Origin of the sequence: Oceanicaulis alexandrii DSM 11625, assembly GCF_000420265.1 — a bacterium.
GTDB lineage: Bacteria > Pseudomonadota > Alphaproteobacteria > Caulobacterales > Maricaulaceae > Oceanicaulis > Oceanicaulis alexandrii.
Genome location: NZ_ATUP01000001.1, coordinates 214,422 through 238,904 on the forward strand (window position 1 = coordinate 214,422; position 24,483 = coordinate 238,904).

The window sequence follows — 24,483 nt, forward strand, 5'->3', positions numbered from 1 at the left end:
CGACCTTGCTCCGACTTGCGGCGTTCGGCGCGACAGTTAGCGTCCATCCGGTGAGCGGAGGCCCCGAATGAAAAAAATCGAAGCGATCATAAAGCCGTTCAAGCTGGACGACGTAAAGGAAGCCCTGCAAGAGATCGGGCTTCAAGGCCTGACCGTCACCGAAGCCAAGGGCTTCGGACGTCAAAAAGGGCATACCGAGCTGTATCGCGGCGCAGAATATGTCGTGGACTTCCTGCCCAAGATCAAAATCGAACTGGTCATTCCCGATGATCGCGTCGAGGCCGCCGTTGAGGCGATCCAGACCGCCGCCCAGACCGGGCGCATCGGCGACGGCAAGATCTTCATTCTCCCGGTGGAAGGCGCGATCCGCATCCGCACCGGCGAGACCGATGACGACGCCATCTGACCCCCGCAAGACATCGCCCGCCAGCACCCACAGCCAGCCATAAGGACCCTACCATGTCTGCTGACAAGATTCTCAAGCAAATCAAGGACGAAGACGTCGAATTCGTCGATCTGCGGTTCACTGACCCGCGCGGCAAGCTGCAACATGTCACCTTTGACGTGGACATGGTGGATGAAGACTTCTTTGAAGAAGGCTCCATGTTCGACGGCTCGTCCATTGGCGGCTGGAAAGCCATCAACGAGTCCGACATGGTGCTGATGCCCGACACGAGCACGGCTCATATCGACCCGTTCTTCCAGCAAACCACCCTGTCCGTGGTCTGTGACATTCTGGAGCCGGACTCTGGCGAGGCGTATAACCGCGACCCGCGCACCACCGCGAAGAAAGCCGAGAATTTCCTCGCTGCCTCAGGGATTGGCGACAAGGCGTTCTTTGGCCCGGAAGCGGAATTCTTCATCTTTGATGATGTGCGCTGGTCCACCGCCCAGAACAACACCTTCTACGCGCTCGATTCCGATGAAGGCCCGTACAATTCCGGCGTGAAAATGGAGGGCGGCAACCTCGCCCACCGTCCTGGCCCGAAAGGCGGCTACTTCCCGGTTCCGCCGATTGATTCGCTTCAGGACATGCGTTCTGAAATGCTGTCGGTGATGAAAGAGCTGGGCCTGCAGCCAGAAAAGCATCACCACGAAGTCGCGCCGTCGCAGCATGAGCTGGGGATGAAATTCTCCACCCTCACCGAGATGGCCGACCGCATGCAGACCTATAAATACATCGTGCACAATGTCGCCGCCGCCTATGGCAAGACCGCGACGTTCATGCCCAAGCCGGTCCATGCAGACAACGGCTCCGGCATGCACGTGCACCAGTCGATCTGGAAAGACGGAAACCCGCTATTCGCAGGCGACAAATACGCTGGCCTGTCCGACACTTGCCTGTATTACATCGGCGGAATCATCAAGCACGCTCGCGCAATCAATGCGTTCGCCAACGCGTCGACCAACTCCTACAAGCGTCTGGTGCCGGGCTTTGAAGCGCCGGTTCTGCTCGCCTATTCGGCGCGCAACCGCTCGGCCTCCATCCGCATCCCGCACGTGCCGTCCGCCAAGGGCAAGCGCCTCGAAACCCGCTTCCCTGATCCGGCCGGGAACCCGTACCTGACCTTCGCCTCGCTGCTGATGGCGGGCCTGGACGGCATTGAGAACCAGATCCATCCCGGCGACGCCATGGACAAGGATCTTTATGATCTGCCGGCTGAAGAGCTCAAGGACATCCCGACCGTTTGCTCCTCGCTGCGCCAGGCCCTGGAATCACTCGACGCTGACCGCGACTTCCTCAAGAAGGGCGGCGTCATGGATGATGATCAGATCGACGCCTATATTGATCTGAAGATGGAAGAAGTGACCCGCATCGAACACCACCCGCACCCGGTTGAGTTCGAGATGTATTACAAAGTCTAGGCTCAGGCCTGCCTTGGGTTTTAAGCGGCCGCCCTGGAGACTTCCAGGGCGGCCGCTCCTGTTTGGGGGCCAGTTTCGGAGCAAGCGTAAAAAATGGCTGCGGCGCGCGGGCTTGCAATGGTCGACGTGCGCAAAACCATGGGCTAGAAAGACGGGATGACGCACGTTTGGTTCACAAGCTGTGAACCTGCGCCTGACCGGAGACTGACGCATGCGCCGCAGCCTTTTCGCCGCCGTTTCCCTGACCGCCCTCATCGCTTCGCCGTCCTGGGCGGACGAGGAAATCAACGACGAACGCACCCAGCCAATCGAGACGGCTGACGCTGACGGCGCTGGAAATGCCGACAATATCGTCATCGGCACGAACGGGCGGGTTACGCTGATCGGCGCTCCAGCCCCGGCCGTGCACGTCAATTCCAATAACAATCTGACGACTGACAACGGTGCGATCATCCAGATCAATGACCGCGACGCCGACGGCAACGCCGTCAGTGTGGACGGCGCGGTCGGCGTTCAGATGGATCCGGGCGTCGAAGGCGATTTTGTGCACAATGGCCGTATCCTGCTTGATGACAGCGACGATGCGACCGATAGCGAAACAGACGACCTGATCGACACAGATGGCGACGGTCAGGCCGATGACCCGGATCAGGAATTCGACGGCCCCTTCGCGCAGGACCAGAACAAGACCGGCATTCTGATCGGCGCAGTCGACTCCGACTTCAATCCCATCGCCAACCAGGATGCGGTGACGGGTAACGTCACAATCTCGGCTAGCGGCTCCGTGATTGTTCAAGGTCAGAACAGCTTTGGCGTCCGCGCGGTCACCAATCTGGACGGCGATTTCATCTCTCGAGGGTCCGTGGGCGTCACCGGTGAAGGCAGCCGCGCCATTTCTCTGGAAGGCGACGTCAGCGGTGATGTTCAAGTCAACTCGGTGACCGCCGTCACGCCCGGTGGAGAAGGCGTCGCCATTGAAGGTGACGTGGGAGGCGGCATCCGCGCGACCGGCCTTATCCAGACCTATGGTTACCGCACGTCGACGCGCTACAGCGAAAGCCTTATGGCGCTGTTTGAAAGCGAAGCGGAAGCCGCCGAGCGCGGCGACGTCGCAGACAATCTCGATTCAGGTTCCGCCTTCCTGATCGCTGGCTCCGTGGCTGATGGCGTGTTCATTTCGGCCGCTGGCAGCATTCAAGCCTACACCGGCGGCGGCGCCGCCGTTGAGTTCCGTCCCGATGAAGACGGCTCGGGCGACATGGTGATCGGCGAGGTCGCCCTGCCTGACGATTTCACAAGCAACCGGACGGATGACGATGATGACGGAGACCTGCTCGGGTACGGCGTCGTCAATGAAGGCACGATCGGCAATAACGGCATCTTCGACGGCAAGGACGCCACCGCATTCCTGATTGTCGGACGCAATGACAACGGCGTCCTGCGTTCAGTCATCCTCGGAGCTGGCGGCCTGTCCAATGTCGCTACGGTTTCCGCGACCGCCTATGACGGGCGCGCTGTGGCCATGCACTTCGGCGAAGGCGCCCAGCTGGACACGGTTCACAATGCCGGCACGATCCGCGCCGCGTCGTCCCTGGGCCATGCTGCAGACGGGTTCGCTGACGACTCCTATGGCGTCGGTGAGGCGATTGCGATTGATCTCGACGAGAATTCGCAGATCCGCTCCATCCTCAATGAGGCCGGCACGATTTCCGCCTCTCTGATCGGCGGCGGTCAGAGCGCAGTCGCCATCCGTTCCAATGACGACAGCCTCGAAGAAATTCGCAACACAGGCGTGATCACCACATTCGTCAGCAATATCGACGACGCATATTCCGCCGATGATATTGATCTGATCGCTGTCGATGCGCGCAATAATAATGGCGGCCTGAGCATTATTCAGGAGCAAGGCTTTGATGCTGACGGCGAGGCGCTGAACGCGCCGGTCATCAATGGCCATATTCTGCTCGGCGATGGTGACGACCGCGTGGAAATCCTTGCTGGCGCCGTGAATGGCGACATTGCTTTCGGTTTGGGGGCGGATGTCCTGATCATCGACAACGCCACGCTCAATGGCGCTGTAAGCGATGCGGACGGTGATCTTGTTCTGGATGTCACCAACGGTCAGATCGGTCTGACAGGCACCGACGCCCTGGCGCTTCGCGATGCGGTCTTCCGCAATGGCGGCGAGCTTCAGGTCACGATCGACACCGCAGACCGCTCCGCCGCCTTCGTCAACGCCTCCGGATCAGTCACTTTTGAAGAAGGCTCGTCGCTGTCGGTCGGACTGGACAACATGATCGGCCAGGGCGGCGTTTTTGACATCGTTTCCGCCGGCGACCTGACCTTGGCGGATGAGGCCGGCACGCTGACCACGTCTGATTCGCCCTTCCTCTATAACGCCTCTATGGAACGCTCCAGCGAGGACGAGAACAAGATCATTCTCACGCTTCAACTCAAGACGGCGGACGAGCTGGGCATGCACGCCAACCAGGCCGCAGCCTATGACGAAGCCCTCGCCGCTTTCGAGACCGTCGAGAGCCTGGGAGCGGCCTTCGCCAGCCTGCGCAACGCAGAGCAGTTTTATGGCGCCTATGACCAGCTGCTGCCGGAATACGCCGCCAGCGCCATCCAGTTCGCGCTCGCGTCAAATGACGCCGCGGCCGGCGCCCTTCAGGGACGTTTGCGCAATGCGCGCCTCGCGCCGGATGATCTGGCGGGCGTCTGGATCCAGGAATTCGGCTATTACGCGGACCGCTCCGGCTCAGCGCTGGCCGAAGGCTATCGGGGTCAGGGCGTCGGCATCGCCGTTGGCCTGGATCGCCCGGTGGGTCCGTTCTACGCCGTGGGCGTTCAGCTTGTCGGCGCCGCGAGTGAAATCGAAGAAACCAATGGCTTCGACCAGCCCATGGTGTCTCTGACCGGCCAGATCGGCGGCTATGCCGCGATGGATCTCGGCGGTTTTGATATCTCGGGCAATATCGGCATCGGCTACGATTATTTCGAAACTGATCGCGAGATCCGCATTGGTGATTTCAGCGCGCTGACCAGCGCCGACTGGAGCGGCTGGCACGCCACCGCCAGCCTGCAAGCCGGACGCGATTTCGCCTTTGGCTCATGGGTTTTGCGTCCCGAGGCGGCTGTGACGTATCTGTCGCTGTTTGAAAGCGGCTATACCGAAACCACGTCCGGCAGCAATGCTGACGCGATCAGCGGTCTCGCGCTGATCGTGGATGACCGCGATTCCTCGACGGTTCTGGGTTCGGGCACGTTGACCCTGGCGCGTCGCTTCGGCACGGATGTGTCCTGGTGGGCGCCCTCGCTGCGGGTCGGCTATCGCGGCGAATTCTCAAGCTCGGGCGGCGACACCACGGCCCAGTTCGGCCAGGACGGGAACCCGTTCACCCTGCGCTCTGAACAGCTTTCAAATTCCGGTGCGCTGGTCGGTTTCGGATTAAGCGCAGGCTCGGAGTATTCGACCTTCACCTTTGCGTATGACGCCGATATTCGGGACGATTTCGTCCGCCATGTGGCCCGGTTGGTCATTCGCCTGACCTTCTAGGCGACAACCGCACATAGGCCGTTTGCACGTGTCAGGGGAATCTGGTAAGGCTCATTAGTCTTCCTGTCCTGACCCCATGCATTGACGGCGAAGACATGGGTCGGCGCGTGCGACGCAGGCGCGCCGACCCTTTTTTTGAAGCTCGCCATCGCTCCGCTCAGGAGCTCCTCACTGAAGCTGCGGCTGCGTTTCATCGCCGGTTAACCGTGTTCGGCGAGACTGACAGCATGGTTTTCAGGTCAGTCATCATAGGCGTTCTTAGCCTCGTTCTGCTGTCTGGGTGCGCGTCAGGGCCGCCTGACCAGGTCCAGGACGCCTGCCTGATCCTTCAGGACAATCGCAGCTGGTGGCGCGACCTGCAGCGCACCGAGCGGCGATGGGGCGTCTCTCCAGGCACCCAACTGGCGTTCCTGAAAAAGGAATCGAGTTTTAACCGCAATGCGCGTCCGGCGCGTCGGCGACTGCTGGGCGTTATTCCAGGCGCGCGCCCGTCCTCGGCATTTGGCTACGCCCAGGCTCTGGATGGAACCTGGGACTGGTATCGCGAAGACACAGGACGGCGCGGTGCGGACCGGAACGATTTTGGCGATGCGGTGGATTTCATCGGCTGGTACGCCAACAAATCCCAACGCCTGTCCGGCATTTCTCTGAATGACCCGTATTCGCTCTATCTCGCCTATCATGAGGGGCATGGCGGGTATAACCGCCGCACCTATCGCAACAAGGATTGGCTCCTGCGCGCCGCCCGCACCGTCCGGACCGATGCGGAACGCTATGACGCCCAGATCAGCCGCTGCGAACGACGGCTCGGGCGCGGACTGATCCCGTTCTTCTAGGCTCCGTTACGGTCTGAGAGCTGTTTCAGAACGCTCAGGGCGTCGCCTGCCTTGTCCTCTGGAACGAACACATGGTCATGGTGAAGCGCAGCGACGATGTTCGCGCTGACCCCCGCACCCGCCAGCGCCTGGCTGACCGCCGCCGTCAATCCCACAGCCTCCAGCGCCGAGTTCACCTCAAGCGTGATGCGGCGACAAATGAAGACGGGTTCAATCCCTTGGTCTTCGAGCCGTGAGAGCGGGGCGATGACGGACAGTCCTTCCGCCTCTTCAAAGACTGCGATCGGCGAGAGCGCGTCCAGCGCCTGTGAACGTCGCGTCGCAGCGTAGGCATAACGCTCAGGGTCGAGCGCCGGGCTCAATTGACGCAACAAGATGTCGAGATCGGTGATAGGCTGCATAACGATCAACTTTCCACATGGCATTGCGGCACGGGCTGCGTCCTCCCTCTACACCCTGGGCCGACGCTAGGGCAGATTACGATGTGATGGCTGATGATTCGCAAGACGATCTGTTTTCCGCTCCACCGGCGCCCAAAGGGCCCGCTACACCGTCCGCGCCACGTGTGACGCCGCCTGAGCCTGCGCCCAAGTCAGGGCCGGCTGCAGAGGCTTCCACGCCCACGCCAGAGCCCGCACCGGCAGCGCCGAAACCCGCGCCCAAGCCTGCCCCCAAACCCGCCAGCCCGCCGCCTGCGGCATCCGCTGAGAACAAGGGTTATGACGCATCCTCGATCGAGGTGCTGGAAGGATTGGAGCCGGTTCGCAAGCGCCCGGGCATGTATATCGGCGGCACAGACGAGCGCGCGCTCCATCACCTGTTCGCGGAAATCCTCGACAACTCCATGGACGAAGCGGTGGCCGGTCACGCCGACCGTATCGAAGTCATCATGGATGAGGACGGTTTTGTCTCCGTCAGCGATAATGGCCGCGGCATTCCAGTCGATCCGCACCCGAAATTCCCCGACAAGTCCGCGCTGGAAGTGGTGATGACCACCCTCCATGCCGGCGGCAAATTCTCTGACAAGGCGTACCAGACCGCCGGCGGCCTGCACGGCGTCGGCATTTCTGTCGTGAACGCCCTGTCCGAACTGGTCGAGGTGGAGGTTGCGCGCGACAAGACGCTCTGGCGTCAGACCTATGTGCGCGGGCTGCCGCAAGGTCCGGTGGAGAAAGTGGGCGCCGCGCCCAATCGCCGTGGCACCACAGTCCGGTTCAAACCCGATGCTGAGATTTTCGGCCCGCGTGCGGTCCTGAAAGCGCCGCGCATTTTCAACATGGCGCGCGCCAAGGCCTTCCTGCGTCGTGGCGTCCAGATTCGCTGGAAATGCCCTGAAACTCTGGTCGAAGGCACCGACATTCCGGCCGAAACCACCCTCGCCTTCCCCGGCGGGCTGGCCGACCGACTGACCGAGCTGACGCCCAATTCCTCGCTCGTCACCGAGCAGTTCTCAGGACGTGTGGAGCGTGACGGCCGCATGGGCGCCGTGGAATGGGCGGTCGCCTTCTCCGAAAACGGCTTCGGCCCCGATGACAGCTTCTGCCAGAGCTATTGCAACACGGTTCCCACCCCCATGGGCGGCACCCACGAACAGGGCTTGCGCGCCGCGCTGTCCAAGGGGCTGCGCGCCTATGGCGAACTGGCCAATGTAAAAAAAGCCGCCCAGATCACCGCCGATGACGTGATGGGCGGCGCGGGCATCCTGGTGTCAGTCTTTATCAAGGATCCCGAGTTCCAGGGCCAAACCAAGGACCGCCTGTCCACCGCCGAGGCCGGGCGTCTGGTGGAGCAGGCCATTCGCGACCAGTTCGATCACTGGCTCGCCGGCCGCCCCAAGGATGCCGCCCGGTTGGTGGAGTGGGCGGTGGAACGCGCCGAGGACCGTCTCAAGCGCAAACGCGAAAAAGAAGTCAAACGCCAGTCTGCGACGCGCAAGCTGCGCCTGCCTGGCAAGCTGGCGGACTGTTCGCAGAACTCCGCCGAGGGCGCCGAGCTGTTCCTGGTGGAGGGCGATTCCGCAGGCGGGTCCGCCAAGCAGGCGCGCGACCGGAAAACACAAGCCATCCTGCCCCTGCGCGGCAAGATCCTGAACGTGGCTTCCGCCACGGCCGACAAGATCGCGGCGAACCAGGAAATCTCGGACCTGCTGCTGGCTCTGGGCGTGCAACCGGGCAAGAAGTTTGATCTTGAGGATCTGCGCTATGAGCGTGTGATCATCATGTGTGACGCCGACGTGGACGGCGCTCATATCGCGGCCCTGCTCGCGACCTTCTTCTATAAATTCCTGCCCGGTCTCATTGAATCAGGCCGCCTGTTCATGGCCCAGCCGCCGCTCTATCGCCTGACCCAGGGCGGCAAGACGCTCTATGCCCAAGACGACGCGGAAAAAGATCATCTGCTCGAGACCGCCTTCAAGAAGGGCAAGGTCGAGGTGGGCCGCTTTAAAGGTCTGGGCGAGATGACGCCGCCCCAGCTCAAATCCACCACCATGTTGCGCGAAAGCCGCTCGCTGGCCCGTGTGGTGGTGACGCCGGAGATGCGCGAAAGCGCGGACGCTCTGGTGGAGACCTTGATGGGCAAGAAGCCGGAACTGCGCTTCCAGTTCATTCAGGACCACGCGCCGTTCGTGGAGGATGTGGACGTCTGATCCCAGACGCCCGCACGCCATCCATCCAGCTTATTCGATCTGCGCCGTCACTTCGCTGAGCAGACGCTCGGCCATTTCGCGCCGGAAGGTGCGAATGCCGCTGAAGCTCGATGCTTCTGCATGCAGGGCGAAAACAATGGGCGCGCGATCTTCGCGGACCAGATAGCCCACATACCAGCCTTCAAACCGGCCATTCATGTCACCCAGCTCAACAGGGCCTGAACCTGTCTTGCCGTGCAGCGCACCGTCCGGACGGTCACCCGAAAGAGAAACGTCATCGAGCGCCTGAAAGCTGATCTCGCTAACGCCCAACTCACGGCTCAAAAGGCGGTCGAGAAAGTCGACCTGCTCGCGTGGTGAAATCTCTAGCGTATGATCCAGCCAGAACAGGTCCGAGCCCTCCGCGACTTCAGCATCGCCATAAGCCCAGGCCGAAAGCCTATCACGATAGACGTCGCTCCCGACCTCTGCGGCCAGATCCCGAAAGGCCCAGGCGGCGGAGCGCTGAAACGCAGTCTGAAGCGTCTGGTCCTGTCGCCAGTCCTGCGGCCAATAGCCGGATGCAGGACGGCGCGCTGGATCCCAGGGCAAATCCGTTTGAAGGCTCTCGGCCGCGCCGGTCTCCAGAGCGATGATCAGATTAGGGATCTTGAATGTCGACCAGGGCGTGCGGCGCGCATCGACCGAACTCCCCTCCAGCACATAATTCGTTCCGGTTTCGAGATCGCGCGCCATGAAGCTGACCTGTCGATCGCCGATCTGCTCAGCATGGGGCGATCGGTCCAGTTCGACTGCAGACTGCGCCAACGCAGGTCCGCTGAAGCCAAGCGCGATGAGCACGCCCAGGCGGCATAGGAGTGACGTCATCGGTGTATCCTCTTGCTCATTTCCATCCCGGATAAGGGGGCATCAAGGCGAAGACAGGGCCAAACTGGCGCTTTCACAAGGAGAATGCGCCTCCGCTGCCGCCAAACGTTATCAAGTAACCCCTTCCCTCACCCCTTGGAAATAAGCCAGTCTGCGACCTTCGCGATCCGCGTCTCGCAAATGACGCGACAATAAGGGGAGACTTCTGTGCACAGAACACTCAAAGCGCTTGGCGCGTCGATTGCGGCTCTGTCCGTATTCGGCCTCGCCGCGTGCTCGTCAGAAACCGGATCCAGTTCAGGATCCAGCGGCGATGTCGATGTCGTCCGCTATGAGACCAATCCGTTTCCGAGCACATATGAGCCCATTCCGTCTGGCGTCACCCTGATCACCGGCGCGACCGTGTTTGACGGCGTCGGCGGCGAGCTGGAAAACACCGACATTCTGATCGAGAACGGTCGTATCGCCGCCATCGGCCAGGGATTGCAGGCGCCTGAAGGCGCGAGCGTGATCGACGCGGACGGCCGCTATATCACGCCAGGCGTGGTGGACATTCACTCGCATCTGGGCGTGTATCCTTCACCGGCCGTGAACGCGCACTCCGACGGCAATGAAGTCACCAGCCCCGTCACCGCAGAAGTCTGGGCCGAGCACGGCGTCTGGCCGCAAGATCCCGGCTTTGACACCGCGCTGGCGGCGGGCGTGACCACGCTGCACGTCCTGCCAGGCTCCGCGAACCTGTTTGGCGGACGCGGCGTCACTTTGCGCAATGTGCCGTCACGTTCGGTGCAGGGCATGAAATTCCCCGACGCGCCCTACACGCTGAAAATGGCGTGCGGTGAAAATCCCAAGCGCGTTTACGGCAATCGCGGCCAGGCGCCGGGATCGCGCATGGGCAATGTGGCCGGATATCGTGAAGCCTGGCAGCGCGCCGCTGAGTATCGCCGCTCCTGGAACGAATACTGGGAAGCGGCTGAAAACGGCGAGGACGCCAATCCTCCCACGCGCAATCTGGAGCTGGACACGCTGATGGGCGTGCTCGACGGCGAGATCCTGGTGCAGATGCACTGCTATCGCGCGGACGAGATGGTGCAGATCCTCGATATGGCCGATGAGTTCGGCTATCAGGTCACCACCTTCCACCACGCCGTCGAAGCCTACAAAATCCCGGACGTCCTGGCCGAGCACAACACCTGTGCGGCGGTATGGGCCGACTGGGGCGGCTTCAAGATGGAAGCCTATGACTCCATTCGCGAGAACCTTCCGCTCACTCATGCGGGCGGCGCATGCGCGATGATCCACTCCGATAGTGATCTGGGCATTCAGCGCCTCAATCACGAAGTGGCCAAGGCGCTCTCAGACGGACGCCGGATGGGTCTGGACATCTCCGATGCGGACGCGGTGAGCTGGTTCACCTCTGCGCCGGCCCGTGCGCTTGGCATTTTTGAAGAGACCGGCTCCATCGAGGAAGGCAAACGCGCCGACATCGTGCTGTGGTCGGGTCATCCCTTCTCCAGCTACGCGCTGGCGGACAACGTCTATATCGACGGCGCCCTCATGTTTGATCGCGCTGATCCGGACCGCCGCACCATCCGCGACTTCATGCTGGGTCAACCCGGTGAAGGAGACTATTAATGAAAAAGCTCCTGACATCCCTAATGCTGGCCGCCGCCGTCATGGCGCCCGCCAGCGCTCAGACCATCGTCGTCAACAATGGCCGCGTGGTGACCAACACGGCGACCGGCGTCATCGAGAACGGCGGCGTGGTCATCCGTGACGGCGCTATCGTCGACGTTGGCTCCAGCGTCTCCATTCCTGATGGGGCCGAGGTCATCGACGCCCAGGGCGGCTGGATCACGCCGGGCCTGTTCCACCCGCACACCCAGCTGGGTCTGATCGAGGTGGGCGCAGAGCCTTCCACCCATGATGATGCGGCGGACGAGTCCAGCTTCACTGCGGCCATCGATGTGGCCGACGGCTTCAACCCGTCCGGCACGCATATCGATTCCGCCAGGATTGAGGGCCTGACCCGGTTTGCGGTGCACCCCAATACGGGTTCGGCCATCCTGGCCGGTCGCGGCGCACTGGCGGACGCCAGCGGCGAGCCGGACAGCCTGTTCGCCACGCGCCAGTTCATGCTGGTGGACATGTCCCAGTCCGGCGCCCGCACGGCTGGCGGCTCTCGCACGGCGGCCTGGGCCTTCCTGCGCGCCGCCATCGAGGACGCCCGCTTCTACCCGGGACGCTTCATGTCTCACCATGAAGGCGACGCCATTGACCGCTATGACGCCGCAGCGCTCGTCGGCGCTGTGCGTGGGGAAATTCCGCTGGTGATGATCATGGACCGGGCAGCGGATATCCGTCGCGCCATCGCCTTCGCCGCGCAATATCCTGCCATCAGCATCATCATCGCCGGCGGCGCGGAAGCGCATCTGGTGGCCGACGAGCTGGCGGCGGCGGACATCCCGGTCATCTATGACCCGATGCGCAACCTGCCCGACAGCTTTGACACCCTCGCCTCCACCAATGAAGGCGCGGCGATCATGCATGCCGCAGGCGTCCAGCTGGCCTACACCACGGTCGGCTCTGACCTGTACTTCAACCCGCGCCTTCTGGCCCAGCACGCCGGCATCGCCGTCGCGCACGGGGCGGATTGGGATGACGCCTTCCTGGCGATCACCCTGACGCCGGCTGAAATCTACGGCGTCGGCGACCAGTATGGCGCGCTAGCGACGGGATATGTCGCGGACGTAGTGGTCTGGGACGGCGATCCGCTCGAAGTGATGAGCGCGCCGACTCACGTGTTCATCAATGGCGAAACGCAGAGCCTTGAGACCCGGCAAACGCGTCTGCGGGACCGTTACGCCCAGGTGACTGACGATCATGCCTACGCCTATGAGCACTAAATCGCGTCCCTAAAACGCCACACTAGGGCGATTTAGTCACAGAAAAGGGCCGGCCGCGTTGACAGCGCGCGCCGGCCTTTTATGTTCGCGCCACGCAGATGCGCCGGAAAAGTCGGCGCCGGTATGACGAGATCGACCCCGATCTTGGCCGATTTAGCGACTTCAGAGGCGCATGACGTTTGAAGACCTCGGGCTGAGCCCCGCACTCCTTTCAGCTATTGCTGACGCTGGTTACGAAAAGCCCACCCCGATCCAGGAGGGCGCCATTCCGGTTGCGCTGACCGGACGGGACGTGCTGGGCATCGCCCAGACCGGCACCGGCAAGACCGCATCCTTCACCCTGCCCATGATCGAGCGCTTGTCGCGCGGCCGCGCCCGCGCCCGCATGCCGCGCTCTCTGGTGCTGGCGCCGACCCGCGAGCTGGCGGCGCAGGTGGCTGATAACGTCAAGCTCTACGCCAAGAACCACAAGCTCAACATGGCGCTCCTGATCGGCGGCGTCTCCTTTGAGCCGCAAAAGCGCATTCTCGATCAGGGCGCGGACATCCTGATCGCCACGCCGGGGCGGCTGCTGGACCATTTTGAACGCGGCGGCCTGTTGCTGACCGGCGTCGAAATCCTCGTCATCGACGAAGCCGACCGCATGCTGGATATGGGCTTCATTCCCGATATCGAACGCATCCTGAAACTGTTGCCGCCGCGGCGTCAGACGCTGTTCTTCTCGGCCACCATGCCGGGAGAGATCAAGCATCTGGTCGACAACTTCCTCAACGATCCCGTGCGGGTCGAAGTGGCGCGTCCGGCGCAAACCGCAGAGCTGATCACCCAGTACATTCTGCGCGTGTCCGACAACCAGGCGCGCACCAAGCGTGAAGCCCTACGCAACGCCATCAATCGCGACGGCGTGAAAAACGGCATCATCTTCTGCAATCGCAAGCGCGATGTGGATGTGGTCGCTCGCTCGCTGCAGCGTCACGGCTTTTCCGCAGCCCCGATCCATGGCGACCTTGATCAGAGCCAGCGCACCAAAACCCTGGCGGACTTCAAGTCTGGCGAATTGCGCCTGCTGGTCGCCTCTGACGTGGCCGCGCGCGGTCTCGACATTCCCGCCGTGAGTCATGTGTTCAACGTGGACATTCCGCGGAACGCCGACGATTACGTCCACCGCATTGGCCGGACAGGTCGCGCGGGTCTGAAGGGCGAAGCGGTGACGCTGGTCTCCGCTGAAGACGCCAAGGCCCTCGCCAAGGTCGTCAAGCTGATCGGCAAGGAACCTGAAGAGCTCAAGCTCGACGGGTCTGCAACCGGTGCGCCTGCAGCTGAACCCGCGCCTGAACCGGCTCAGACCGGCTCCTCCGAGGAAAAACCAAAGTCTCGTCGCCGGTCGCGCTCGCGCAACAAACCGGAGGCCAGCAAGGTCCAGGCGGACGCCTCTGAGGCCCCTGATCTGGCGGCTTCAGAAGACGCACCAGCGATGGCTGAGGCCCCTGTGGAAGCCCGTGACCATGAAGAGCCTAAATCCTCTGAGCGTGCTGCACCCAGAGAGCGCTCCTCGCGCTCACAACGCGGCTCGCGTCAGGACAGGCCGTCGCGTCACGATCGCCATGAGCGCGATACGTCGCCGGTTGGATTTGGCGACCATGTGCCCGAATTTTTGCTTCGGCCCGCGTTTCCGTAGGCAAAAAATGGCCGGCGTTTACCCGATCTTTTGATTCGGAGGGCATACTTCCTGCCAAGAACCGCAGAATAGCGGTCCAAGGTCAGGGGTATGCTTTGAACGGTCGTTTACACGCTGCTGAAGGGATCGAAATCGGGCGCAAAGCGCTGGATTTGATGGCGAGTCTCGGACTTGTTCCCACGCCTCATAACTATGCGGTCTTCACGGCATACGTGTCTGACACCATTCCTGATTTATGCTCGGTCATTCAAAGACATATTGATCGGGACGAGCCCTTGTCCTCTGAGCTTCTCGAAGATCTTTACGACACGCATTTCAGCTTCAAACGCATCCAGAGCGCGGTTCTGGATGCAGGTGGGGCCATGAGCCGCGAGCTGGGCTCTGTCGTTCAAACCCTGCAGGCTGCTGAACGCGACACCGCCGCCTATGGCGCGGAACTCGCAGGCGCCACGGGCCGCCTGGACAAGGTCACAGACGCCAACGCAATCAAACAGATGGTGGAAGGCCTGGTCGCCGCCACGGCACGGATGCAGCGCCGGTCACGTGATCTTGAGCGCCGCCTCCAGGAAACCAGTCAGGAAGTCAATCAGCTCCGCAGCAATCTCGAAAAAGTGCGCGAGGAAGCCATGACCGACGCCCTGACCGGCGTCGCCAATCGCAAGCGCTTTGATGAATCCATGCGCAAGTCGCGCCGGGACGCTGATCTGAACGGGTCGCCCTTCTCACTGGTCTTGTGTGACATCGACCACTTCAAACGCTTCAACGATACCTGGGGCCACCAGACCGGTGACCAGATCATCCGCTTCGTCTCCGCCTGTCTGGCGCGCTATGCGTCCGACCATCATGTGGTGGCGCGGTATGGCGGTGAAGAGTTCGGCATCGTCATGCCCAACACGTCTCTTGAAGACGCAAAGGCGATCGCAGAGAAAATCCGTCAGGTCGTTGAGAGCAAACGCCTGCTGCGCAAGTCCACGAATGAGGACCTGGGCAATATCACGATCTCCATGGGCGTCTCCCAGTTCAGGCCCTCTGAAGTGGTGGAGTGCCTGATCGAGCGCTGTGACGCCAATCTGTACAAATCCAAACAGCTAGGCCGCAATCGGGTCACTGTGGACGGCGATCAACTGCCTAACCGACAAGGCATCGCCGCCGCCTGATGCCTCTGACGGTCGTATGAAGACAAAACGCCCTCAAGCGAAAAGCTTGAGGGCGTTTTCATTTCGGAGGCCGCCTAGGCGCCAGACGGCGGGCGGGTCTGTTCAAAACTGGCGCGCTGGTCCCAACGCGCCGCAAACGTCGCGAGCTCGGGATAGTGCTCACGCCAGTTCAGTTCAGCAAACCTCAGATCCAGATAATGAAGCGCGATGGCGACGCTCAGGGCGCCCAGATCCACCGAGCGCTCATATTGGGAACGGTCCTGGTTTAAGGCGTCCAGAGTACGCCGCACGCCGCGCTCCCAACGCTCTGACCAGAAATCCCACTGCTTGTCGGCGTCACGCTGCATCTCGATCCGGCGACCGATGGTCAGGTCGATGAGCCCGTCCGCCAGCGCCTGCTGACGCATGACCAGAATCCGGCTCTCGCCGCGCCGCGGAATCCAGTTCTCTTCGTCCATACTGTCGATGAATTCGCAGATCAGAGGAGAGTCCATCAAGGCCGGGGCGCCGTCACGGTCAAGCGCTGGAACCTTGCCCAGCGGGTTGATGGCGAGGAGCGCTTCAGGATCACTGCGCGGATCGCATTCAATCACTTCGATCTTGCGCTCAAGGCTTTTCTCGATGATCAGCGCCCGGCATTTACGCGCATAGGGCGAAGTGGGAGAGACATAAAGTTTCACAGCGCCAGTCCTCTGTTGGGAGCGGCATGTGGCCGCGCTGCCCGCTGAAAGGCAAGTGGAGGATGCAGGCGTCGGCTTAATCCGCCAGCTGTGCAGGCACCAGAGTCACACTCTCCCCACAACCACAGGCATCGGTTTCATTGGGGTTCCGGAAAACAAATTTGGCGTGCAAAGGCGTGATTTCATAATCAATCTGCGCCCCCAGCATGAAGAGCAGGGATTTGGAATCCACCACAATCTCCACGCCCTGATCCTGAACCCGCTCGTCCAGCGGATCAGGCTCGCTGACATAGTCCATGACATATTCCATGCCGGCGCAGCCGCCATTTTTGACGCCCACGCGCAGATAGCCGGCGTCACGGTCCGCCATCAGCTTTTTGACGCGCTCAGCGGCGGCTTCCGTCAGGGTGACGGCTTTGAGTCTTTGTCGGGCCATGATCGGCTCCTTAAAACATGTTCAGCGTCAGCTTGGCTTCGTCAGACATGCGATCCGGCGTCCAGGGCGGATCAAACGTCAGGGTGACATCGGCCCGTTCCACGCCTTTGACCGTTTCACACGCATCGCGCACCCAGCCCGGCATTTCACCGGCGACCGGGCAGCCCGGCGCCGTCAGCGTCATCTCGACCTTCAGACTGTGATCAGGCTCCAGATCAACCTGATAGATCAACCCCAGTTCGTAAATGTCGACCGGGATTTCCGGGTCAAACACCGTTTTCAACGCCTCGATCACGTCATGGGTGATGCGCTCGATCTCTTCTTGCGGAATCTCGGACTCCGCCGCAGCATCATGCGCCGGTTTCGCATCAGCCGAAGTCGGCGCATCCAGGGTCATGGACGGGGCGGCGCCCAGATCCATCATGTCGCGCTCAGAGCTTTTGTTGTCAGTATCCATGCTCGTCATACTCTCTAGATGAGAAAGCTCTTGGCTTTTCGCAACGCCTCAAGCGCCGCATCCACATCAGCTTCGGTGTTGTAGGCGGCGAAGCTGGCGCGCAGCGTGCCCGGGACGCCAAAGCGTTGCATCAGCGGGTGGGCGCAATGATGGCCCGCACGCACCGCAACGCCATACTTGTCCATGAGTTGCGCCAGGTCATGCGGATGCGCGCCCTCAAGACCGAACGAGGTGATGGCGCCCTTGTCTTGAGTGCGGCCGTAAATGGTCGCGCCCTCAAACTCGGCGAGCCCCGCTTCGAACCGGTCCATCAGCTGACGCTCATGCTCCATCAGCGCGATCCGGTCGAGGCCGCACATCCAGTCCAGCGCCGCGCCCAGACCGATGACCTCAGCGATCACCGGCGTGCCGGCTTCAAACTTGTGCGGCACGTCGGCGTAGACCACGCCGTCTTCGCGCACTTCAGCGATCATTTCACCGCCGCCCTGATAGGGGCGCAACCGGTCCAGCCAGTCGCCCGCCGCATAAAGCGCGCCGGCGCCGTTGGGGCCATAGAGCTTGTGGCCGGTCACCACGTAGAAGTCACACCCGAGCGCCTTGACGTCGACCGGCATGTGAACCGCGCCCTGAGAGCCGTCCACCAGCACGGCGGCTCCGACGGCATGGGCTTTGCTCACAATCGCCTCGATGGGCGAAATGGTGCCCATCACATTGGACATATGGGTGATGGCGACCAGCTTGGTGCGCTCGGTCACAAGCGCATCGAACGCGTCCATATCCAGCGCGCCGTCATCGGTCACCGGCGCCCATTTGAGCACCACGCCCTTGCGTTCACGCAAGAAATGCCAGGGGACGATGTTGGAATGGTGCTCCATCTGGCTGAGGATGATCTCGTCACCCTCGCCCAGCGTCGCGCCAAAACTGTCCGCGACCAGATTAATCGCTTCAGTGGCGCCGCGCGTGAAGACGATCTGGTCGGCATGATCCGCGCCCAGAAAACGCGCCATCTTGCCCCGGCTCGCTTCAAAGGCTTCGGTCGCCTCATTGGCCAGCGTATGAAGGCCGCGATGGACGTTGGCGTAGGAATGACGCCACACATCCGCAACGGCCTCGATCACCGCCTCGGGCTTCTGTGCGGACGCGGCGCTGTCGAGATAGACCAGCGGCTTGCCGTTCACCTCGCGGCTGAGGATCGGGAACTGAGCGCGCACATGCGCCACGTCCAGACCGCTCACAGGTTTGCGTTCAGCTGACATCAGAGCGCCTCCAGAGCCGCCATCAAGCGCGTCATCAGGCGCTCGCGGTCATCGTCATCACGGATGCGTTCGATCGGTTCCGCCAGAAAGCTTTGCGTCAGAAGCGCGCGGGCTTTCACGTCCGGCAGGCCGCGCTGGCGCATGTAGAACAACGCGTCCTCGTCCAGGGCGCCAAAGGCGTTGCCATGGGCGCAGACCACGTCGTCAGCATAGATTTCAAGCTCGGGCTTGGCGTCGATCTCGGCCTTGGCGTCCAGCAAGAGCCCCCGATGCTGCATTTGGGCGTCAGTCTTCTGCGCCGCCTGCTCCACATGGATCTTGCCCTGGAACACGCCCTTGCCGCCCTTGGCGGCCGCGCCCTTGAACAGCTCTGAGGTCGCGCCGTTCGGGCCCACATGGCGCACGACTGACGTCTGATCGAGATGCATCCCCTCGCCCAGCACATAAGCGCCGTTCAGTTGCAGCTCTGCGCCCTCGCCAGCATGATTCACATGGGTTTCAAGACGCGCCAGCTTGGCGCCAAACCCCAACGTCGTCTGGTTCAACGTCGCGCCCGGCGCCAGATCGATCAGGCTGGTGACCACAAGCGCCCCGTCCGGCGAGGCGTCCTGCTCGATGATCCGCTCCAGCTCCGCGCCGGGCATCACCACGATCACAAGCGTCAGGTTCGCAAACCCGTCCGCCTCCACGGCGTAGCTTTCAATCAGCTCCGCCTTCACGCCTTCTGGCACAAGCACCAGAACCTGTTGGTGAGCGAAACCCTTGGTGGCTTCGACGCCCAGCTCCAGCCGTTCGCCGTCTTCCAGCGTGTAGACCTGAATGTCCTCGCCTAACGCTGAAGCGAGGCGAGGCATAAGGAGGCCCGGCTCTTCGTCCTGCTCGGCCCAGGCGTCAGGCTCGCGCGAGATGGTGAAGGTCAGAACGCCCGGCTCGGCGGGCAGTTTGCCCACCACCGTGCGCAGATCGGTCCATTTCCACTCTTCCACGCGGCGATTGGGCAGGCCCTGTTCGGAGAGGAGAGCGCGCAAGGGCGCGTCCTCGGGCAGCTGACCAATCAGCGCCGTCTCCATATCAGTCAGTTTGACAGCCGCACCCATTACGCCGCCTCGCCTGCGTATTTGTCATAGCCTTCTTTTTCGAGCTTGTGCGCCAGCTCCGGGCCGCCGGTCTCCTGGATCCGGCCCGCCGCCATCACATGCACCACGTCCGGTTTGAGGTAATCGAGAAGACGCTGATAGTGGGTGATCACCAGCATGCCGCGCTCTTCATTGCGCAGAGCGTTCACGCCGTCAGCGACGACTTTCAGCGCGTCGATGTCGAGGCCGGAATCCGTCTCGTCGAGGATCAGGAATTTCGGCTGCAGCATCAGCGCCTGGAAAATCTCCATGCGCTTCTTCTCGCCGCCCGAAAAGCCCACATTCACCGGGCGCTTGAGCATGTCATTATTGATGCTCAGCTGAGCGGCGGCTTCGCGCGCCAGCTTCATGAAAGCCGGCGCCGGCACTTCATCCTCGCCGCGCAGACGTTTTTGCGCGTTCAGCGCTTCCTTCACGAAAGTCAGCGTCGGCACGCCGGGAATTTCGACCGGATACTGGAAGGACAGGAACACGCCCGCTGCGGCGCGCTCTTCCGGGGCCATCTCTGCAAGGTCCTGACCGTCAAAGCTCATCGAGCCGCCGGTGATCTCATACCCGTCACGGCCCGACAGCACGTAGGACAGAGTGGACTTGCCGCAGCCATTGGGGCCCATGATGGCGTGCACCTCGCCCGCCGGGACTTTCAGGCTGACGCCCTTGAGAATTTCACGGCCGTCGCCGTCTTCCGCATCCACACGCGCTTTGAGATCGTCAATCACCAACATGGTCGTCTTCCTTGTCGTCGCGCCGGCGCATGAGAGGGAGGCCGGCTCGAACCCTTATTCGTTTCGGCGCTCGCCCTGGGCGCGCGCCATCTCGTCTCGTCCTACAGCTCCGCCTCACAGGCGGTCAGCAGGGTGTTTGCATCCAGCCCCGCCGCGTCAAACGCCGGGCCGGGGGTCAAAACGCAGGCGCGATCCGCCAGATCGCTGTCCAGCGCATAAGCCAGAACCAGCCCGTCATCAGAGAGCACATAGGCGTGGTAGCCATATCGAACTGCAGAGCTGCGCGAGGTGATGCCCAGAAGGCCCGTATCCTCATCGCGCTCAAGCCCCAGACCGCTAACCTCGCCGGCGGGCTCGAAGCGCCCGTCAATCAGCTGCCGGATGCGGTACACCGTGTTCACATTGCCGGTGAAGTCCGGGATGATCAGCTCAGGATCGCCGTCCTGATCAAGATCTTCCAGAGACGGGGCCGACATGGCGTCGCCATGCTCTTCGTCAAAGCTCTGCAGCTCCGCGCCGTCTTCCAGCGCCAGCAGACGGAAGTCATAACCGCCGTCAGTGGCCGTATAGATCAGGCCCATTGTGTCGCTGACGGACTGAACACAGCCTTCGGCAAGGCCCTCGCCGCACATGGCGAGGCGGGGGCTGGTTTGTTCCACAGACGGCGCCGGAGCTTCGGCTTCAGGCGAGCTGCAGGCCGTGATGAAGGCGGTGAACGCCAGGGTCGCGCCAGAGCAAATCAACTTACGCTTATCCATGCTCGCGCCCTCTTTCGACGTCGCCAGCCCGGTATTGCGCCACGGTGCGGTTCGGGTCGCCCTTGCTGACTGTCGCCAGCATAAGCGTGCCTACGCCAAACGCTGTCAGCATGATGAACGGGATAAGGCTCATCACCAGGTCAGCCCCGAGCCGCGCGCTTTCAAACAACAAAAGCACGCCCAGAGCCATCGCCCCCAGAAACACGCCGACCACGGCCCAGCCCTGCCAGACAATGGGGTAGAACCGTCCCTTGAAGGCTGGCTTGCCGATATCTTCAGCGCGGCGACGTGCGAACCAATACTGGGTCATCGTTTAGCCCACACTCCCTTCGAGCGAGACTTTCAGGAGCGCCTGGGCTTCCACAGCGAATTCCATGGGCAGCTCCTGCAGCACTTCGCGGCAGAAGCCGTTCACCAGCAGCGCCACGGCGCTTTCTTCATCCAGGCCGCGCTGGCGCGCGTAGAAGAGCTGTTCTTCAGAGAGCTTGGAGGTGGTCGCCTCATGCTCCAGCGTCGCCTTGGGCGTCTTGCATTCGATATAGGGCACGGTGTGCGCGCCGCAGGTATCGCCGATCAGCAGGCTGTCGCACTGGGTGAAATTGCGCGCGCCCTCGGCTTTTGAGTGGACCGAAACCAGCCCGCGATAGGTCTGGTCCGATTTACCCGCCGAGATGCCCTTGGAGATGATGCGCGACTTCGTATTACGGCCCAGATGGATCATCTTGGTGCCGGTGTCGGCCTGCTGACGGCCATTGGTCACGGCGATGGAATAGAACTCGCCCTGGCTGCCATCGCCCTTCAGCACGCAGGATGGGTATTTCCAGGTGATCGCAGACCCCGTCTCAACCTGGGTCCAGCTGACCTTGGAGTTCCGGCCGCGGCAGTCGGCGCGCTTGGTGACGAAGTTATAGACCCCGCCTTTTCCGTCCGCGTCGCCCGGCCACCAGTTCTGGACCGTTGAGTATTTGATCTCGGCGTCATCGAGCGCCACGAGCTCCACCACGGCGGCGTGCAGCTGATTTTCGTCGCGCATGGGCGCGGTGCAGCCCTCGAGATAGGACACGTAAGCGCCCTCATCCGCGATGATCAGCGTGCGCTCGAACTGGCCGGTGCCTTCGGCGTTGATCCGGAAATAGGTCGACAGCTCCATCGGGCAGCGCACGCCCTTGGGCACATAGACGAACGAGCCGTCGGAGAAGACCGCGCTGTTGAGCGTGGCGAAGAAATTGTCCGTCACCGGCACGACCGAGCCGAGATACTTCTTGATCAGCTCGGGGTATTCGTGAACCGCCTCGGAGATCGGCATGAAGATCACGCCGGCCTTGGATAGCTCTTCCTTGAAGGTCGTCACCACCGAGACGGAATCAAACACCGCATCCACGGCCACCTTGCGCTGCGACCCTTCGGTGCGCGCATCGGCGGCGCTGGCGTCCGCGCCTTCAACGCCGAGCAGGACTTCCGCCTCTTTCAGCGGAATGCCAAGCTTCTTGTAGGTGTCGAGCAGTTCTTGAGGAACTTCATCCAAGCTCTTGTATTTCGCCGAGTCTTTCGGCGCCGCGTAATAATACGCATCCTGATAGTCGATCGGCGGATAGCCCACTTTCGCCCAGTCGGGCTCCTTCATCTGCGTCCAGCGTTTGAACGCTTCAAGACGCCACTCAAGAAGCCAGTCCGGCTCGCCTTTCTTGGCCGAGATGAAGCGCACGGTGTCTTCGCTCAGACCCTTCGGCGCGCGCTCTTGCTCGATCTCGGTGGTGAAGCCGTACTTGTACTTGTCAGATTCCAGCTGACGAACGTCTTCGATGGTTTCCTTGACCGCAGGCATAAGCCGCTTCCTTTTTACTCTCAGACCGCCGCGCGGGGGCGCAGGCGGGTGTATTCACTCAGCCAGGCGTTCGCGAACGCCTCGATATCGTCTTGGGTCGTCGTCCAGCCCAACGAAATGCGCAGCGCGCTCTCCGCGTCTGCAGATGACGCCCCCATGGCTTCCAGCACCTTGGATTTGCGCACCTTGCCCGACGAGCAGGCCGATCCGGCGCTGACGGCGAAACCGTTCAGATCAAGCGCGATCACCTGGATCTCGCTGGGCCAGCCCGGCGCGGACAGACACAGCGTGTTGTCGAGCCGGTTCTCGCGTTCACCCCAGATCGTCAGCTCGGGAGCGCCCGCCTGAAGCCGCACTTGCAAAGCATCCCGCAAGCCCTTGATCCGGATAAGCTCTTCGTCGGAGCCCGCTGCAGCCACAGCTGCGCCGAAGCCGGCGATCCCGGCCACGTTTTCAGTGCCCGCCCGTCGGCCTTTTTCCTGGCCGCCGCCAATCATTTGCGCCGCGACACCGGCTTCACAGGCTACCGCCAGAGCGCCGACGCCTTGAGGACCGCCGATCTTGTGCGAGGACAGCGCAGCGAAGTGCGCCATGGAGCCGGCAAAATCAAAGCCCGCCTTGCCCAGCATCTGGACCGCGTCGATGTGATAAAGATGGCCCGCCTCGCGGATCATCCGCCCCGCCTGCTCATAAGGCTGGATCACGCCGGTTTCGTTATTGGCCGCCATCAGCGCGAACAGGATCGGCGTTTCACCTTCTTGCTCAGCGCGTTGCAGGCGATTTTCAAGCCAATGGATGTCCGCTGTTCCGTCAGCCGTCACCGGCCAGACTTCACACGGAACACCAAGCTTTTGCGCAGCGGCGCCGACCGCTTCATGCTCGATCGCGGACACGATCACACGCGTCGCGCCGGCCGCGATACCGGCCTTGAGACCGAGATTGTTCGCTTCGGTGCCGCCCGAGGTGAAGACAAGGTCTTCCGCCCGCGCGCAGATTGCCTTGGCGATCACGCTGCGCGCCGCCTCGACGCGCGCACGCGCCGTCCGCCCCGGTCCATGAACCGAAGACGGATTGCCGGCCGCGCCAAGCGCGTCCAGCACGCTGTCGCGCGCTTCTGGCCGGATCGGCGCCGTGGCGTTATGATCGAGATAGACCGTCACTCCGCCGCCGCCTCCAGGGTCGCGTTAGCCGTGCGGCGCCCCATGGACAGGCCCATCACCCGGCGTTCCAGCACGTCTTCCAAGGTCACATCACTCAGGAAGAGATGGATATGCCGGCTCAGCTCATCCCACAGGTCGTGAGTGACGCAGCGTCGTCCGCTTTCCAGGCAGCCGGCCGCCTTGCCCTGGCACCGGGTCACGTCCACCGGCTCTTCAACCGCCAGCATGATGTCGGCGATACGGGTTTCATTGAGCGCTCGACCCAGCTTGTAGCCGCCGCCCGGGCCGCGCACGGATTTGACGACGCCGGCGCGGCGCAGCTTTGCGAACAATTGTTCAAGATAGGAGAGCGAGATTTCCTGGCGCGAGGCGATGTCACCCAGCGGCACAGGACGCTCTAGGCTGGCCTGGGCGAGATCGACCATGGCCATCACTGCATAACGCCCCTTGGTGCTCAGCTTCATGACATTATCCTTGGCTAACCCGTACAAATAAGCGCGGCGCGCTCGCATTGTGCGGCCCGGCCGTGTTATG

At 62.2% G+C, this 24,483-nt stretch carries 22 protein-coding genes; 9 read left to right on the plus strand and 13 right to left on the minus strand.

All coding sequences use genetic code 11. From position 1 onward, the window contains the following. Positions 1 to 67 precede the first annotated feature (67 nt). From G405_RS0101055 to G405_RS0101070, 4 genes are all read left to right on the plus strand, one after another. The gene (locus G405_RS0101055) at positions 68 to 406 is read left to right on the plus strand and encodes a P-II family nitrogen regulator (RefSeq protein WP_022699639.1); all 339 of its coding nucleotides are present in this window, start codon (positions 68 to 70) and stop codon (positions 404 to 406) included. Between the two features lie 53 nt (positions 407 to 459). Beyond that, on the plus strand, positions 460 to 1,866 hold the full coding sequence (gene glnA, locus G405_RS0101060) for a type I glutamate--ammonia ligase (RefSeq protein WP_022699640.1): 1,407 nt from the start codon (positions 460 to 462) through the stop codon (positions 1,864 to 1,866). Between the two features lie 211 nt (positions 1,867 to 2,077). Continuing rightward, positions 2,078 to 5,425: an autotransporter outer membrane beta-barrel domain-containing protein gene (locus G405_RS0101065; RefSeq protein WP_022699641.1), complete on the plus strand. Its 3,348-nt coding sequence runs from the start codon at positions 2,078 to 2,080 to the stop codon at positions 5,423 to 5,425. 227 nt (positions 5,426 to 5,652) lie between these two features. Then, the gene (locus tag G405_RS0101070) at positions 5,653 to 6,261 is read left to right on the plus strand and encodes a transglycosylase SLT domain-containing protein (protein WP_028284448.1); all 609 of its coding nucleotides are present in this window, start codon (positions 5,653 to 5,655) and stop codon (positions 6,259 to 6,261) included. Here the strand turns inward: G405_RS0101070 and G405_RS0101075 are convergent. After that, a complete protein-coding gene (locus G405_RS0101075; RefSeq protein WP_022699643.1) occupies positions 6,258 to 6,662 on the minus strand; it encodes an ACT domain-containing protein in 405 nt (134 codons plus the stop codon). The two genes, G405_RS0101070 and G405_RS0101075, sit on opposite strands and share 4 nt — an antisense overlap. Before the next feature lie 86 nt (positions 6,663 to 6,748). On the opposite strand from G405_RS0101075, the gene parE reads away from it, so the two are divergent. Then, complete coding sequence (gene parE / locus G405_RS0101080) at positions 6,749 to 8,908, plus strand: DNA topoisomerase IV subunit B (RefSeq protein WP_022699644.1); 2,160 nt, start codon at positions 6,749 to 6,751, stop codon at positions 8,906 to 8,908. Positions 8,909 to 8,938: 30 nt separating this feature from the next. Here parE and G405_RS0101085 read toward each other — a convergent pair whose 3' ends face one another. Next, positions 8,939 to 9,775 carry a penicillin-binding transpeptidase domain-containing protein gene (locus G405_RS0101085; protein WP_022699645.1) on the minus strand — a complete coding sequence of 279 codons (837 nt, stop codon included), beginning with the start codon at positions 9,773 to 9,775 and terminating at the stop codon, positions 8,939 to 8,941. Positions 9,776 to 9,982: 207 nt separating this feature from the next. On the opposite strand from G405_RS0101085, the gene G405_RS0101090 reads away from it, so the two are divergent. The 4 genes from G405_RS0101090 (at position 9,983) to G405_RS0101105 (ending at position 15,516) form a co-directional block, all read left to right on the plus strand. Beyond that, positions 9,983 to 11,410 carry an amidohydrolase gene (locus tag G405_RS0101090; protein ID WP_022699646.1) on the plus strand — a complete coding sequence of 476 codons (1,428 nt, stop codon included), beginning with the start codon at positions 9,983 to 9,985 and terminating at the stop codon, positions 11,408 to 11,410. Next, a complete protein-coding gene (locus tag G405_RS0101095) occupies positions 11,410 to 12,681 on the plus strand; it encodes an amidohydrolase family protein (RefSeq protein ID WP_028284450.1) in 1,272 nt (423 codons plus the stop codon). Before G405_RS0101090 ends, G405_RS0101095 begins: the two co-directional genes overlap by 1 nt. Positions 12,682 to 12,853: 172 nt before the next feature. Further along, complete coding sequence (locus G405_RS0101100) at positions 12,854 to 14,359, plus strand: DEAD/DEAH box helicase (RefSeq protein WP_022699648.1); 1,506 nt, start codon at positions 12,854 to 12,856, stop codon at positions 14,357 to 14,359. Between the two features lie 95 nt (positions 14,360 to 14,454). Beyond that, positions 14,455 to 15,516: a GGDEF domain-containing protein gene (locus G405_RS0101105; protein WP_022699649.1), complete on the plus strand. Its 1,062-nt coding sequence runs from the start codon at positions 14,455 to 14,457 to the stop codon at positions 15,514 to 15,516. A 74-nt stretch (positions 15,517 to 15,590) separates the two neighbouring features. Here G405_RS0101105 and G405_RS0101110 read toward each other — a convergent pair whose 3' ends face one another. The 11 genes from G405_RS0101110 to G405_RS0101160 all read right to left on the minus strand — a co-directional run bounded on the left by G405_RS0101110 (position 15,591) and on the right by G405_RS0101160 (position 24,413). After that, on the minus strand, positions 15,591 to 16,196 hold the full coding sequence (locus tag G405_RS0101110) for a glutathione S-transferase (RefSeq protein WP_022699650.1): 606 nt from the start codon (positions 16,194 to 16,196) through the stop codon (positions 15,591 to 15,593). 76 nt (positions 16,197 to 16,272) lie between these two features. Next, entirely contained in the window at positions 16,273 to 16,632 is a 360-nt protein-coding gene (locus G405_RS0101115; protein ID WP_022699651.1) for a HesB/IscA family protein, read from the minus strand. A gap of 10 nt (positions 16,633 to 16,642) precedes the next feature. Beyond that, positions 16,643 to 17,029, minus strand: coding sequence for an SUF system Fe-S cluster assembly protein (locus tag G405_RS0101120; RefSeq protein ID WP_407667926.1), 387 nt, complete (start codon positions 17,027 to 17,029; stop codon positions 16,643 to 16,645). Positions 17,030 to 17,103: 74 nt separating this feature from the next. After that, positions 17,104 to 18,345: a cysteine desulfurase gene (locus tag G405_RS0101125; protein WP_022699653.1), complete on the minus strand. Its 1,242-nt coding sequence runs from the start codon at positions 18,343 to 18,345 to the stop codon at positions 17,104 to 17,106. After that, the gene (gene sufD / locus G405_RS0101130; protein ID WP_022699654.1) at positions 18,345 to 19,442 is read right to left on the minus strand and encodes a Fe-S cluster assembly protein SufD; all 1,098 of its coding nucleotides are present in this window, start codon (positions 19,440 to 19,442) and stop codon (positions 18,345 to 18,347) included. Before sufD ends, G405_RS0101125 begins: the two co-directional genes overlap by 1 nt. Beyond that, complete coding sequence (sufC, locus tag G405_RS0101135; RefSeq protein ID WP_022699655.1) at positions 19,442 to 20,206, minus strand: Fe-S cluster assembly ATPase SufC; 765 nt, start codon at positions 20,204 to 20,206, stop codon at positions 19,442 to 19,444. Before sufC ends, sufD begins: the two co-directional genes overlap by 1 nt. Positions 20,207 to 20,307: 101 nt before the next feature. Then, positions 20,308 to 20,964, minus strand: coding sequence for a hypothetical protein (locus tag G405_RS0101140; RefSeq protein WP_022699656.1), 657 nt, complete (start codon positions 20,962 to 20,964; stop codon positions 20,308 to 20,310). Next, complete coding sequence (locus tag G405_RS14645) at positions 20,957 to 21,274, minus strand: hypothetical protein (RefSeq protein WP_022699657.1); 318 nt, start codon at positions 21,272 to 21,274, stop codon at positions 20,957 to 20,959. Before G405_RS14645 ends, G405_RS0101140 begins: the two co-directional genes overlap by 8 nt. A 3-nt stretch (positions 21,275 to 21,277) precedes the next feature. Continuing rightward, complete coding sequence (sufB, locus tag G405_RS0101150) at positions 21,278 to 22,789, minus strand: Fe-S cluster assembly protein SufB (protein ID WP_022699658.1); 1,512 nt, start codon at positions 22,787 to 22,789, stop codon at positions 21,278 to 21,280. 20 nt (positions 22,790 to 22,809) lie between these two features. Beyond that, positions 22,810 to 23,949 carry a cysteine desulfurase family protein gene (locus tag G405_RS0101155; protein WP_022699659.1) on the minus strand — a complete coding sequence of 380 codons (1,140 nt, stop codon included), beginning with the start codon at positions 23,947 to 23,949 and terminating at the stop codon, positions 22,810 to 22,812. Then, positions 23,946 to 24,413 carry an Rrf2 family transcriptional regulator gene (locus tag G405_RS0101160; RefSeq protein ID WP_028284451.1) on the minus strand — a complete coding sequence of 156 codons (468 nt, stop codon included), beginning with the start codon at positions 24,411 to 24,413 and terminating at the stop codon, positions 23,946 to 23,948. Before G405_RS0101160 ends, G405_RS0101155 begins: the two co-directional genes overlap by 4 nt. Positions 24,414 to 24,483: the final 70 nt, after the last annotated feature.